At 31.9% G+C, this 14,209-nt stretch carries 9 protein-coding genes; 7 read left to right on the forward strand and 2 right to left on the reverse strand.

What is annotated here, in order from left to right; genetic code table 11:
- The first annotated feature begins 5 nt into the window (after window positions 1–5).
- The 4 genes from ABXT64_RS00885 (at window position 6) to ABXT64_RS00900 (ending at window position 3,898) form a co-directional block, all read left to right on the forward strand.
- Complete coding sequence (locus ABXT64_RS00885; protein WP_443633508.1) at window positions 6–1,832, forward strand: ABC transporter ATP-binding protein; 1,827 nt, start codon at window positions 6–8, stop codon at window positions 1,830–1,832.
- A gap of 530 nt (window positions 1,833–2,362) precedes the next feature.
- Window positions 2,363–2,914 carry an RNA polymerase sigma factor gene (locus ABXT64_RS00890; RefSeq protein WP_443633509.1) on the forward strand — a complete coding sequence of 184 codons (552 nt, stop codon included), beginning with the start codon at window positions 2,363–2,365 and terminating at the stop codon, window positions 2,912–2,914.
- The gene (locus tag ABXT64_RS00895; RefSeq protein ID WP_443633510.1) at window positions 2,914–3,411 is read left to right on the forward strand and encodes a hypothetical protein; all 498 of its coding nucleotides are present in this window, start codon (window positions 2,914–2,916) and stop codon (window positions 3,409–3,411) included. The genes ABXT64_RS00890 and ABXT64_RS00895 overlap by 1 nt, the downstream gene beginning before the upstream one ends.
- Before the next feature lie 37 nt (window positions 3,412–3,448).
- On the forward strand, window positions 3,449–3,898 hold the full coding sequence (locus ABXT64_RS00900) for a hypothetical protein (protein ID WP_443633511.1): 450 nt from the start codon (window positions 3,449–3,451) through the stop codon (window positions 3,896–3,898).
- Window position 3,899: 1 nt separating this feature from the next.
- Here ABXT64_RS00900 and ABXT64_RS00905 read toward each other — a convergent pair whose 3' ends face one another.
- Window positions 3,900–4,943, reverse strand: coding sequence for a WD40/YVTN/BNR-like repeat-containing protein (locus tag ABXT64_RS00905; RefSeq protein WP_443633512.1), 1,044 nt, complete (start codon window positions 4,941–4,943; stop codon window positions 3,900–3,902).
- 161 nt (window positions 4,944–5,104) lie between these two features.
- Here ABXT64_RS00905 and ABXT64_RS00910 point away from each other — a divergent pair, with 161 nt between their 5' ends.
- Both ABXT64_RS00910 and ABXT64_RS00915 read left to right on the forward strand, forming a co-directional pair.
- Window positions 5,105–6,313, forward strand: coding sequence for an RsmB/NOP family class I SAM-dependent RNA methyltransferase (locus ABXT64_RS00910; RefSeq protein WP_443633513.1), 1,209 nt, complete (start codon window positions 5,105–5,107; stop codon window positions 6,311–6,313).
- A 7-nt stretch (window positions 6,314–6,320) separates the two neighbouring features.
- Window positions 6,321–7,361, forward strand: a complete 1,041-nt coding sequence (locus ABXT64_RS00915; protein WP_443633514.1) for an endonuclease — start codon at window positions 6,321–6,323, stop codon at window positions 7,359–7,361.
- 75 nt (window positions 7,362–7,436) lie between these two features.
- Here the strand turns inward: ABXT64_RS00915 and ABXT64_RS00920 are convergent, their stop codons facing one another.
- Entirely contained in the window at window positions 7,437–10,349 is a 2,913-nt protein-coding gene (locus tag ABXT64_RS00920) for a GEVED domain-containing protein (protein ID WP_443633515.1), read from the reverse strand.
- A 156-nt stretch (window positions 10,350–10,505) separates the two neighbouring features.
- On the opposite strand from ABXT64_RS00920, the gene purL reads away from it, so the two are divergent.
- Window positions 10,506–14,195, forward strand: a complete 3,690-nt coding sequence (gene purL, locus ABXT64_RS00925; protein ID WP_443633516.1) for a phosphoribosylformylglycinamidine synthase — start codon at window positions 10,506–10,508, stop codon at window positions 14,193–14,195.
- Window positions 14,196–14,209: the final 14 nt, after the last annotated feature.

Below are 14,209 nucleotides of genomic sequence, written 5' to 3' on the forward strand. Positions count from 1 at the left end.
CATTAATGAATTACTTTAAACAAATAGTACGCTTCGCTATACCCTATAAATGGTATGCAATTCTAAATATTATTGCTAATATTTTCTATGCCTTATTTTCTGGACTTTCTTTTATGGTATTAATGCCATTATTAAAAGTTTTATTTGATAAAGACACCGAGAAAATGTTAGTAGAACCAATCTATAATGGATTTACTGAAGCGGGCACCTATTTTAATGACTATTTAAATTATCACATCAGTCAACTAGCTGATAATGATGCTTCAAAAGCCTTAACTTTTGTTATTATATTAATTCTTGCGGTGTTCTTTCTAAAAAATATATTTAATTACTTAGCAATGTATTTTATTACATTTCTTAGAAATGGTACCTTAAAAGATATTCGTAATGAACTGTACGATAAAACAATTGAGTTACCACTATCTTATTTTTCAGAAAAAAGAAAAGGAGATATTATGGCTAGATTAGGAACTGATGTATTAGAAATTCAACATTCATTTTTGTCTGTTTTAGAATTGATATTTAGAGAACCTTTAACTATAATTTTCACCATTTTATTTATGCTTACCATAAGTGTAAAACTTACCATTTTTGTATTCATATTTATTCCAATTTCAGGAGTTATTATCTCTTTAATTGGAAAGAGTTTAAAAAAGAAGTCTGATAAAGTCCAAAAAGAACAAGGTTATTTTTTATCACTATTAGAAGAATCACTTGGAGGTTTAAAAGTTATTAAAGGCTTTAATATGGAAGGCATTTTTAGCGAAAAGTTTCAAGAATCAACAAAACGTTTCTTTCATTACTCAAACTCACTTCTTAACAGAACGAATTTAGCAAAACCAACTAGTGAATTTTTAGGAATAGGTGTAATTGGAGTTCTATTATGGTTTGGAGGTAGAATGGTTTTAGTTGAAGGTACCCTTGGAGGAGAACAATTTTTAACATTTATGGGACTTGCATATAATATCTTAACCCCAGCAAAAGCGATAAGTAAAGCAAGCTATAGTCTTAAAAAAGGAAATGCAGCTGCTGAACGTGTATTAGAAATACTAAATACAGAATCACCTTTAAAGGATCGTCCAAATGCATTATCTAAAAATGATTTTGATTCATCTTTAGTTTTAAACAATATCTCTTTTAAATATGAAGACACTTTAGTACTTAAGAGTTTTACTATAAATATAGAAAAGGGTAAAACTGTTGCATTTGTTGGTCAATCTGGTAGTGGTAAATCGACTATTGCTAATCTGGTAACTAGATTTTATGATGTTAATGAAGGACAAATCACTATTGATGGACAAGACATTAGAGATTTAAAAAAACATTCTCTTAGGAATTTAATAGGTTTAGTGACTCAAGATTCCATTTTGTTTCATGACACAATAAAAAATAATATTCTAAATGGTAAACCCGATGCTAGTGATGAAGAAGTTATAGAGGCACTTAAAATTGCTAATGCTTGGGAGTTTGTTAAAGATCTTAAGGGAAACATAGAATTCATTATTGGTGATTCAGGTTCTAAATTATCTGGGGGACAAAAACAACGCTTAAGCATTGCAAGAGCAGTACTTAAAAATCCACCTATCATGATACTAGATGAAGCTACTTCAGCTTTAGATACAGAAAGTGAGCGTATTGTTCAAAACGCTTTAGAAAACATGATGAAAAATAGAACCTCTATCGTTATTGCACATCGATTATCTACCATACAGAATGCAGATAACATTGTAGTTTTATCTAAGGGTGAAATTGTTGAACAAGGCAAGCACCATGAATTATTAGATTTAAAAGGAGTCTATTTTAACTTGGTGAAGATGCAATCTTTAGATTAAGTATAAAGGCTTTTCAGTATAATTAAATCATTTCAGTTTATTGTATAAAAAAAGAGCAGTTGGGATTCCGCTCTTTTTTAATCTTTTCAACCATTATATTTGGGGCTCATAACGGTTGATACATAATTTTAACAACAGTCCAAATATATATTATTTTAAGCTATCTACCAAATAAAAAGTGCTTTTCATCCATTATTTTTGCATTTTATCGATTATAGTGATCATAAATTTATATATATCAGTCTATTTAAGGTAACAATAAATTAAAAATTATGTTATAAAAAAAACGGGCTAGTCCCCAGACTGCCCGTTTGGTAAGACTTCAAATGCAGTTGAGACTGAAATGAAAATCTTATTTCCTTTAATTTTTCATAAATATAAGTAATATTTTTCCTACAATCAGTATATTTCAACTTTTTATCCTTAATTAATGTGTTTTATCGATAATACGTAGTCTTATTTAAAATAATTTTAAAACGTATTAAACCTTCTTAAAAGATTTAAGTCATATATTTAAACAAATCAATTACGTGATTGAAGAAAAGTTATTAGTATCTAATTTACAATCAGATATAGAAAAGGAAAATACCTTTAGAATTCTTGTAAAAGAATATAAAGAACGATTGTATTGGCATATCCGAAAGATTGTATTAAATCATGATGATACTGATGACATTTTACAAAACACATTTATAAAGGTTTTTAGAAATATTGATAAATTTAAGGGAGACAGCAAATTATATACCTGGATGTATAGAATTGCAACAAATGAGTCTATTACCTTTTTAAATAAAAAAGCAAAGATTAATAGTGTAACTATAGAAGAAGTTCAGGAAAATGCAATCAAAAATTTAGAAAGTGATGTTTATTTTGAAGGAGATAAAATTCAAATTCAATTACAAAGAGCAATTGCGACACTTCCTCAAAAACAACAATTGATTTTTAATATGAAATATTTTGAAAATCATACCTACGAACAACTTTCAGAAATTTTGGAAACATCTGTAGGCGGTTTAAAGAGCAGTTATCATATCGCAGTAAAAAAAATTACAACCTATTTAAAATCTAATGAAGTTTTATAATGAAAAAAAATAAAAAAACAACTGGTCTTAATACTCCTCAAAATTATTTTGAAGATTTTGAAGAACGCTTGTTTTTAAAAATAAGTGAGGATATTATTCCGAAAGAATCTGGTTTTAAAGTTCCTGACAATTATTTTGATCAACTTGAAAATACGATTCTTAACAAAGTAAATGAAAAAGAAATTATCCATAAGTCAAAGGTGATTTCACTTTTTTCTAAAAAGACATTACTCTATGCTGCTTCAATCGCAGCTTGTGCAACGATTGTATTATCATTATTTAATCTAGATAATACTATCATTGATTTAAATGACATACAATTATCTGTAATAGAAGAGTTTATTGAAGAGGAAAATATTTCATTCGACACCTATGATTTAACATCATTACTTATAGAAGATGATGATCTAACATTAGAAAATGATTTATTTTCAGAAGAAACCTTAGAAAAATATTTACTTGAATCTATAGATGATACCAGTTTATTTATAGAATAAATAAAAATGAAATTTTATAATATTAATATATAATCCAATGAAAAAAATAATACTAATCGCTGTTTTCATTATATCTACAGGTGTTTTAGCGCAAAGGCCTAATCACGAAAAGATGAAAGCATTTAAAATTGCTCACATAACACAACAATTAGATTTAACCTCCTCTGAAGCTGAAAAATTCTGGCCTATTTATAATGCTTTCGATTCTAAAATGGAAACGCTAAGAAAAGAGGGACGATCTAACATTTTCGAAAAAACTAAAGGAGACAATATCAATAATATAAGCGATTCAGAAGCAACTGAAATTATGAATGAAATAATAGCAATGAAAACCAAAGAGTTACAAAATCGTAAAGAACTGGTAAATGATTTAAAAGGTATTTTATCTCCTATAAAAATTTTAAAGCATGAAATAGCTGAAGAAAACTTTAAAAGGAAATTGTTAGATCGACTAAAAAAGCGCAGAGGCGGTAAAGAAAAACATTAACTTAATTTTTAAAATATAATTTAGAAATTTTATTTCGACCCGATGCAAATGCAATAGAATCATTTACAAATTCAATTGTATAAAATCCTTCGTCTGAAAGTTCTGCCCAAGTATCTCCTTGATCTTCACTAATAGAAATTCCTGGAGACCCCACAGCTACTATACCCTTTCCATTCGTCCCAGGAATAAAAGAAACACTAGATCGATATCCAGGTCCTTTTCCATTACTTATAAGCTTCCACGTTTTACCTCCATTATGAGTAATTGCTTTATTGCCTTCATTAGACTCTTGGTCTTCCCAATCACCTCCAAAAATGATCCCAGTGTTCTCATTATAAAAATCTACACTATAAATACCTGTCATTGTGTTCCCTTGAACAATTGGAGTTTCAAAAACTTCCCAAGTATTCCCTCTATCCTTTGAGTGAAAAACTCTCGCTTTTAATCCGCCAGAAACGATCCAAACATGATTTTCAAATAAAGCAATGTTTGAATTACTTGCTGCAAATGCTGCCTCCCCTTCTTCGGTTTTTGGTAAGATATCACAAGAAAGTTTATTCCATGTATTACCACCATCTCTAGTAATTAGTACAGATAAACAATCTTCAGTTGGGTCGCCCATAGCAATTCCTTCCTTATCATCCCAAAAGGCAATTGAGTCATAAAAAACTTTTTCATTTTTTTCAACATATACTTCTTCAATATTAGTAGCTTCCTTTCCATCAAATCCTATTTTGTATAAGACTCCTGGGTTTTCGATACTCAAAACAAAAACGGCTTCTTTAGTTTTTGCAATGGCTCTAAAACTCAATAAAGATTCTTCATATTTAATAGAAGCCAATTTAGGCACATTATTATCTATAAGACCTACTCTACCCGCATTAGCAGCAAACCAAACTCTATTTTCATCTAATGGGCTGATTGCTCTAATACTTAAACTGTCTTCAAAAACAGTTTGAATATCCACAGAAGAAAACTTTTTTGAAGAAGTATTACTACACGAAGTAAATAGAAAGGAAAAGAATAAAATTAGAAGAAATCGCATCAAAAATTTTTTTTCAAAAGTAATCAAAACTATGTATGCTATTATGATACCTTTGCAAACAATTTTATAACACATAAAACGAGCATGCTAAAAAGTTTATCACATAACAAATTGTCGAATAGCGAACAGCATGTGACCTTTAAAAAAAATAATATAGTCACATGAAACTTCATCGTAATTTAGTTTTTGCAACCATTGATTCTCTTCATCTTATCTTTAATGAAGGAAAACAAGCAGATAAAGTACTTAAAAATACACTTAAAAGAGATAAGCGTTGGGGCTCTAGAGATAGAGGTTTTATTGCTGAAACAACCTACGATATTGTAAGGTGGAAACGTTTGTATGCAAAAATTGCTGAAGTTAAAGAACCTTTTGACCGTGGTAATTTATTTAGAATGTTTTCAGTTTGGGCAACTTTAAGAGGTATTGTAATTCCAGATTGGAAACAAGTTGAACCTACCCCTACTCGAAAAATAAAAGGTCGATTCGACGAACTTTCTAAAATTAGAAAATACAAAGAGTCGATTCCAGATTGGTTAGATGAATTAGGAGTTAAAGAATTAGGTGCCAAATGGGATGCTGAAATAAATGCATTAAATAAGCAGGCGGATGTTGTTCTTAGAGTAAACACTATTAAAGCAACTGTTGAACAAGTAAGAAATGCATTGTTAGAATCTAATGTAGAAACTGAATCTGTTAAAGGAGCACCTCATGCACTAAAACTAAAAGAACGTGCAAATGTTTTTATAACGGAAGCATTTAAAAATGGTTGGTTTGAAGTTCAAGATGCATCTTCTCAAAAAGTAGCTCAGTTTCTAGATCCAAAACCAGGATCTAAAGTTGTAGATACTTGTGCTGGCGCAGGAGGTAAAAGTCTTCATATTGCTGCTTTAATGGAAAATAAAGGGCAAATTATTGCTTTAGATATTTATGAAAATAAATTAACTGAATTAAAACGTAGAGCAAGACGAGACGGAGCACATAATATTGAAACCCGTGTAATTGAAAACTCAAAATCGATTAAAAAATTAATAGGGAAAGCTGATAAAGTTTTAATTGATGCTCCATGCTCAGGCTTGGGTGTTTTAAAAAGAAACCCTGATGCTAAATGGAAATTACAACCCGAATTTTTAGATAAAATAAAAGAAACACAAGAAGAAATATTAACCTCCTATTCGAGGTTGGTAAAACCTGGAGGACAATTAGTGTATGCTACTTGTTCTATATTACCATCAGAAAATAATCTTCAAGTTAAAAAGTTTTTAAAAAAAGAAGCTGGTAATGACTTTACATTAATAAAAGAAGAAAAACTATATCCTAGTAAAACTGGCTTTGATGGTTTTTATATGGCTTTACTTCAAAAAAAATAATTTAGATATGAAAAAAACACTATTACTTTTACTCGTTTCAATTCAATTTGCATTTGCACAACAACCCTATTATGATGATATAGACCTTACACTTACAGGGCAGGATTTATATATAGAGTTACAAGTAAAAGTAAATAACGCAAGTAGCACATTTACTTATGGGGAAGTTAGAGACACTATGAAAATAACCGATGAAAATCCAGATGCAACAGAAGATGTATTGTTAGTTTACGGTTATGACGATAATGGTAGCTGTATCACCGATAGAACTCGGGATAAAAATAATTTTGGTGGAGATCCATGTGAATATAATAGAGAACACGTTTTTGTAAGATCTAATGCAGATCCACCTATGGGAAGTACAAGCAATAGTTCAACAGGAATAAGAGCAGATCCACACAACCTTAGACCAAGTGATGTCCAAATGAATGGGAATAGAGGAAATAGAAAATTTGCTGCTGGTTCTGGTAATGCAGGTAATGCTGGTAGTGATTGGTATCCTGGAGATGAATTTAAAGGAGATATAGCTAGAATGATGATGTATATGTATACTCGTTATGGAGATCGCTGTCTACCTTCCTTAAATGGTGAAGGAGCTCTAGAAGGAAGTACAGATATGCTTCAATTATACTTACAATGGAATGTACAAGATCCTGTAAGTGAATTTGAAGATCAACGCAATCCTTATCTTGAAAATGTATATGGTAATAGAAATCCATTTATTGACAACCCTTATTTAGCTACAATTATTTGGGGAGGAGAACCTGCTGAAGATCGTTGGGATTTATTTTCTACTAATGATTTTTCTGAAGATACATTTGTGGTGTATCCTAATCCTTTTTCTGAAGTTATTTGGATTCAAAATACTACTAATATCGATTCTGAAATGAATGCGGTTATATATGATATTTCAGGAAGAAAGGTTTTTGAAAAGAATATGAATGAAACAAATACTCAATTGAATATTAATACTCTTTCTGAAGGTATTTACTTATTAGAGATTAGTAATTCAACTAACAAAATTATTAAGCGAATCATAAAACAATAGTTTTCTAAATTCACTGAAAATAAAAAGCTTCTCATCAAACGATGAGAAGCTTTTTTTATAATAAGTATCTACTAATTATCTTACAACAATCTTTGTAGTTTTATAAGAACCCGATTCTTGAGCTCCCATTTTAATTAAGTATACACCACTTGCAACTGAAGACATATCAATATTATATTGATATCTGTCACCACTTTTAGCAACTGGTTTAAAACCTAATTGTTGACCTAACGTATTGTATATAGCTATATAAGCAATACCATCAAAAGAAGTAATTAATGATGCTTCAAATTGATTATTAGGTAATGAGACTACTATTAAGTCTGAATTAGCAATAGCAGAATCTACAACACCAAGTGAACCAAGGTTCGCTGTATAATCTTCCGTTTCACCATATTGAGTTTCTTCACAAGCATCATTAGGAACAGGAGCTTGCCAATTTGACTTCGCTCTCATTCTATGAACTCCATCTGCAACTCCAGCTGGTATAACTAAATCTATAGTTTCTGTAAAGGTTCCCCCACCTTCTCCAGGCGCTATAATATAATCTGTAACCACCTTTTCATCATTGGTGAAATCAAAATCATCATTATAATCAATCCAAACTGTAACATATTGATCTCCATAACCTGTTGTTATAGTCAATGAATTTGTACTATCCGCTTCAAGATTAGCAATTAAACTAGTAAAATCAGCATACCCTTCACATCCAGATGCATTGTTAATTTCAGCAATAGAGAATAATTGAAAACCATCACCAAATGAACAATCCATTGTAGGATTACAATTTGAATTTGAAACAGTTGTTTCAAACTCATCATTTGAATTGTCTTGATCTGGTCCTAAAGAAGTTGTAGCAGTTAAATCATACGTTCCAAATGCAGAGAAATCTCCTTGTTGTGTAAAGCTAAAACTTACTTCTTCTTCTGAATCTATAGAACCTACAAAAGATTCAACAACTGGACCTCCTCCATTTATTGAATATTCCACATTAAATCCTGTTTGTGTACTAGCTCCAAAATTCTTAACAGTAACAGTTACTGTTTGCATTCCTAAAATCTCACCAGATTCGGGAGCTGTGATATCAATTACACCAACATCATTCGCTAATAAATGAACAACTTCTTTTGTATATGCATCGTTTCCTGTAAACTCATCGCCTCCTAAAACAGATTTCACCTCAATTGAGTACGTTTGTCCAGAATTAGATAAATCTACTGTTTGAGAAAATGTGTAAGTTTCAGTTTCATTAGGATCCACAGTTCCTGTAAAAGTTTCAGTAGCAATTAAATTACCATCAACTCTTAACTCTAAAGGAATATTTGTTTGAGAATTTAATCCAAAATTTCTAACAGTCACTTGAACATTTTCTGTAGCTGTTAAAACACCACTGTTAGGTTCAATAATGTTATTTACTCCTACATCTTGTGCAAAACCTCCAGATAAACTAAATGAGGCAATACGAGTTCTCCATGAATTATTTGATTCAAAATATTCAGCAGTATGCCAGAAAGTAAAGTTATTAGGATCCATTGTTAAGTGAGAATAATCTCCAAAACGATTTGTGTTTGTTTGAACACCTGTACCTTCATGAATCCATTCTTCAGCAATAGTCATTTCTCCTAGAGGATCTCCATCATATCTTCCCGTATATTTAATACTCGCTTTTAAAGTTGCACTCGCAATATTGAAACCCATTCCAATATTACCAGCAGCATCCATCGCAGCACTACCCATAAAACGACTGTGTCCATCTGCAGGAGCATACGTCCCTTCTTGGTAAATTGAAAATGGTCCATTTCCAGTATTTCTTAATTCAATCCATCTAACTCCAGAAGTATCATTTCCGTCAATATCTGTATTAAAAGTAACTATCCATGAGTTATGTGAAGCAAAACTTCTATAATTTGCAGCATACGAAATTACACCACCAATCATATCTATTTTATTTCCTGTTCCGGGTTGATTTACATCACCTGTTCCAAAAGGAGCAAATACAGAGTTAAAAGGAGTTGTTGGAATTTCTTGTGGCGCAGAAATTGTTGAGTTTCCTGGGGTTACCCAATCATTTTCAATTTCCCAAACTTTTAAATGATCATTAGCAATTCCTCCCCAACCATCATCTTGTAAGTAAGTAATTAATCCAGGAGCATCAGCTGGGTAATTAGTACCCGTTAAATTTGCTGGTTCAGGACTATAAACAGTATTTGTGTTTTGAACACTACCAGGAAGAGGATATCCGATAATCTGTGGATTAGCACCTCCAGCAATCATCACATCTCTTTCCATCGCATAGACTTTATTTGTACCGCCTTTATTTGCAGTTACATAATAACCATCATGCCAAATTGCATAATGAGGATAATCTGGAAAAGCATCTAATGAATATTGGTAAACATTATAAGCACCTGTTGGGTCATTGGTTTCTGAAATACCAACAGCCAATGAATTACTTAAAGATCCAAACTCACTCACTAACCATCGGTCTGCTAATTGATCATAAAGAATAATTGGATCCCCTGAATTAGAAGAAATTCCTAAAAAGGTACCTAATGCAATTGGTCCAACTACTAAAGCCCCTGTTTTATCATAAATAATTACACTTGAGTTAACAGCGTGTACATAATGATTTGGTCCTGCAGCTCCTGTAGGATCTGGTGGAGTAAATCCAGTTGGTACTGATCCAACAATATTTACTTCTAAAGGCATTGGATTTAAATTTCCAAATTCACCTTGTATTAATAAGTCATTTCCTTGTGGATAAGAATCCATGTTAATTTGTTCATTTCGTCTTAAATTGTTTGGGACAACTCTTAACGTTTTTATTTCACTTCCATCTAAAGCAGGAGTATTAGGCATATCACGTAATGGCGCTGTTTTAAACATAAAAGTCCCCTGAGCGATCGTAGTCGGAGGAAACTTTTCTTGGGCAAAAATTACGCAACTAAATAATATTGCGAATACAAGTAGTAGGTTTTTAATTTTCATTTTTGTTTAAGTATTAGTTTTATTTTTCACAATATATAACAGTATAGAAGCCTAAAACCCTACTTTAAAATAAAAATTTTTAAAATAAAAACTCCTTTTAGATATTCTTAAAAAATGTACCTTTGCTTTGTTAAATCTGATGAAAAAATTATTAAAATGATTCACTTTTTTGAAGACGTCAAAAAAAACACTTTTGCAGTCCAAACTCAAGAGCAAATTTCTACTCAAAATATTGACAAACTTCAGTGGCTATTTGGTGGCAGCACTTATATAAATGAATCCGTGATTACGGATTTTTTTGTTGGTCCAAGAGCAGCTATGATAACACCATGGAGTACGAATGCTGTTGAAATAACCCAGAATATGGGTATTGTAGGTATCATTAGGATTGAAAAATTTCAACCTGTTTCAGAAGATTATTCAGCACATGATCCAATGCTTTCACAGAAGTATATCGCATTAAATCAAGATATTTTCACAATTGATGCTCTACCTGAGTCTATTAAAGAGATTGAAAATATTTCAGAATATAATATTTCGGAAGGATTAGCTTTAAACGATGAAGAAATTGTTTACTTAGAAAATCTTTCAAAAAAATTAAATAGAAAATTAACCGACAGTGAAGTTTTTGGCTTTAGTCAAGTGAATAGTGAACATTGTCGCCATAAAATTTTTAATGGAACGTTCATAATTGATGGAGAAGAAATGCCCTCTTCCCTATTCAAATTAATTAAAGAAACATCGAAAGCACACCCAAATACAATCGTTTCAGCCTATAAGGACAATGTTGCATTTGTGAAAGGACCAAAAGCGATTCAATTCGCTCCAAAAAGAGCTGATGTACCAGACTATTATCAAAACAAAGAGTTTGATAGTGTTATTTCATTAAAAGCAGAAACCCATAATTTTCCAACTACTGTAGAACCATTTAATGGTGCTGCAACAGGAAGTGGTGGTGAAATTAGAGACCGTTTAGCTGGAGGAAAAGGATCTTTACCACTTGCTGGAACTGCTGTTTATATGACCTCCTATTCTCGATTAAATGACAATCGTCCCTTCGACTCCCCTCAGGACAGGCCTTGGGAAAAAACAATGAAAGAAAGAGAGTGGCTATATCAAACACCACTAGATATTCTTATTAAAGCCAGTAATGGTGCTTCCGATTTTGGAAACAAATTTGGTCAGCCTCTTATTACAGGATCAGTACTAACTTTTGAACATGAGGAAGGTGCGCGTAAATTAGGATTCGATAAGGTAATTATGCTTGCTGGAGGAATTGGATATGGAAAAGCCGATCAAGCGCTAAAAGATATTCCTAAGGTTGGAGATAAAGTAGTTTTATTGGGTGGTGAAAATTACAGAATTGGAATGGGTGGAGCTGCAGTTTCATCAGCAGACACCGGTGAATTTTCTAGTGGAATTGAATTAAACGCTGTACAGCGTTCTAATCCAGAAATGCAAAAAAGAGCTGCAAATGCCATTCGTGGTATGATTGAAAGTGACATAAACCCAATTGTATCCATACATGATCATGGAGCCGGAGGGCATTTAAATTGTTTAAGTGAATTAGTTGAAGAAACTGGTGGATTAATAGATTTAGATAAATTACCCGTAGGAGACCCTACCCTTTCTGCTAAAGAAATTATTGGAAATGAATCACAAGAACGAATGGGCCTTATTATTGGTAAAGACGATCTTGAAAAATTAAATAAAATTGCCAAAAGAGAGCGTTCACCAATATATGAAGTAGGTGAAGTAACAGGAGATCATCGTTTTACTTTTGAAAGCAAATCAACTGGTGAAAAACCAATGGATTTCGATTTAGAAGATATGTTTGGGAGTTCTCCTAAAACGATCATGAATGATATAACTGTTGAAAGATCTTATAAAAATCCTGTTTATTCTGATGCAAACATTAAAGAATATGTAAGTCAAGTGTTACAATTGGAAGCTGTTGCTTGTAAAGATTGGTTAACAAATAAAGTAGATCGTTGTGTGGGCGGAAAAGTTGCCAAACAACAATGTGCAGGCCCTTTACAATTGCCCTTAAATAATTGTGGTGTAATGGCGCTAGATTATAAAGGTAATGTAGGGATTGCGACCTCAATTGGTCATTCTCCTATAAGTGGTTTGATTGATCCTGTTGCAGGTTCATTAAATTCAATTACTGAATCATTAACTAATATTGTTTGGGCTCCTTTAGAAGAAGGCTTAAAAAGTGTTTCACTTTCAGCTAACTGGATGTGGCCTTGTAATAATGAAGGGGAAGATGCAAGATTGTATAAAGCAGTTGAAGCGGTTTCAGAGTATGCAATTCAACTTGGCATCAATGTGCCTACAGGGAAAGATTCTCTTTCCATGAAACAGAAATATAAAAACGAGGAGGTTATTGCTCCTGGAACTGTTATTATTTCTGCTACGGGACATTGTAAGGATATTAAAAAAGTAGTAGAACCTGTCCTACAAAAAGGGGGAGGTAGTATTTATTACATCAATATTTCAAAGGATAAATTTGAATTAGGTGGCTCTTCATTTGCTCAAGTTTTAAATACCATTGGTACCAATGCTCCAACAATAAAAGATGCAACGTATGTTACAACTGTTTTTAATACAATACAACAATTAGTTTCTGATGAACAAATAGTAGCAGGACATGATGTTGCCGCTGGAGGTTTAATTACTTCTTTATTAGAAATGTGTTTTGCTGATTTAAATTTAGGTGCAAATTTAGATTTAAGTGGTTTAGGCGAAGATGACTTAGTAAAAATTCTATTTTCTGAAAACTGTGGGTTAATCTTCCAAGCTTCAGAGGATGATATACTAGAATCAATTCTTTCAGAAAAAAATATTGATTTTGTGAAAATTGGAAATGTTACTGAAAATGAAACCTTAATTGTAAAGCATTTACAACAGGAGTTAAGTTTTAGTATTCCTGAAATGCGTGATACTTGGTACAAAACATCCTATTTATTAGATAGTAATCAATGTGCAAATAATAAAGCGGAAGATCGTTTCAATAATTACAAAAAACAACCTTTAGATTTTACATTTCCAAAACAATTTACAGGTCTATTACCAAATAATGAACCTCTAAAAGATCGTCCAAAAGCTGCGATTATTAGAGAAAAAGGATCTAATTCAGAAAGAGAAATGGCTCATGCTATGTATCTAGCTGGATTTGATGTAAAAGATGTGCATATGACCGATTTAATCGAGGGTCGTGAAAATTTAGAAGACATTCGTTTTATAGGTGCTGTAGGTGGTTTTTCAAATAGTGACGTACTTGGTTCTGCTAAAGGTTGGGCTGGAGCATTTTTATATAATAAAAAGGCTAAAACCGTACTCGATAATTTCTTTAAAAGAGAAGATACCTTATCGGTTGGAATCTGTAATGGTTGTCAATTATTTATGGAATTAGAAGTTATTAATCCAGACCATGAAATCCATGGAAAAGTAACATATAACGATTCTCAAAAACACGAAAGTAATTTTACATCTGTGACTATTCAGAAGAACGACTCAATTATGCTAAATTCATTAGAAGGAAGTACACTTGGAGTTTGGATTTCACATGGTGAAGGAAAGTTTAATTTACCCTATTCGGAAGATAAATACGATATCGTTGCAAAATATGGCTATGAAGGATATCCTGCCAACCCAAATGGTTCTATATATAACACGGCAATGATGTCTTCTAATAATGGACGTCATTTAGTAATGATGCCACATATTGAGCGTTCTATTTTCCAGTGGAATTGGGCACATTACCCACAAGGAAGAAAAGACGAAGTTTCACCTTGGCTAGAAGCATTTACAAATGCTCGTAATTGGGTAGAAAATAATTAGTTAAACTAAACAAA

It is taken from the genome of Candidatus Marifrigoribacter sp. Uisw_064, from assembly GCF_047730175.1.
GTDB lineage: Bacteria > Bacteroidota > Bacteroidia > Flavobacteriales > Flavobacteriaceae > Marifrigoribacter.

Bases quoted from the DNA above. Each gene is read 5' to 3' on its own strand.
- ABXT64_RS00915 (WP_443633514.1), top strand. From the start codon at position 6,321: ATGAAAAAAACACTATTACTTTTACTCGTTTCAATTCAATTTGCATTT.
- ABXT64_RS00885 (WP_443633508.1), top strand. From the start codon at position 6: ATGAATTACTTTAAACAAATAGTACGCTTCGCTATACCCTATAAATGG.
- ABXT64_RS00900 (WP_443633511.1), top strand. From the start codon at position 3,449: ATGAAAAAAATAATACTAATCGCTGTTTTCATTATATCTACAGGTGTT.
- ABXT64_RS00905 (WP_443633512.1), bottom strand. From the start codon at position 4,943: ATGCGATTTCTTCTAATTTTATTCTTTTCCTTTCTATTTACTTCGTGT.
- ABXT64_RS00910 (WP_443633513.1), top strand. From the start codon at position 5,105: ATGAAACTTCATCGTAATTTAGTTTTTGCAACCATTGATTCTCTTCAT.
- ABXT64_RS00920 (WP_443633515.1), bottom strand. From the start codon at position 10,349: ATGAAAATTAAAAACCTACTACTTGTATTCGCAATATTATTTAGTTGC.
- purL (WP_443633516.1), top strand. From the start codon at position 10,506: ATGATTCACTTTTTTGAAGACGTCAAAAAAAACACTTTTGCAGTCCAA.
- ABXT64_RS00895 (WP_443633510.1), top strand. From the start codon at position 2,914: ATGAAAAAAAATAAAAAAACAACTGGTCTTAATACTCCTCAAAATTAT.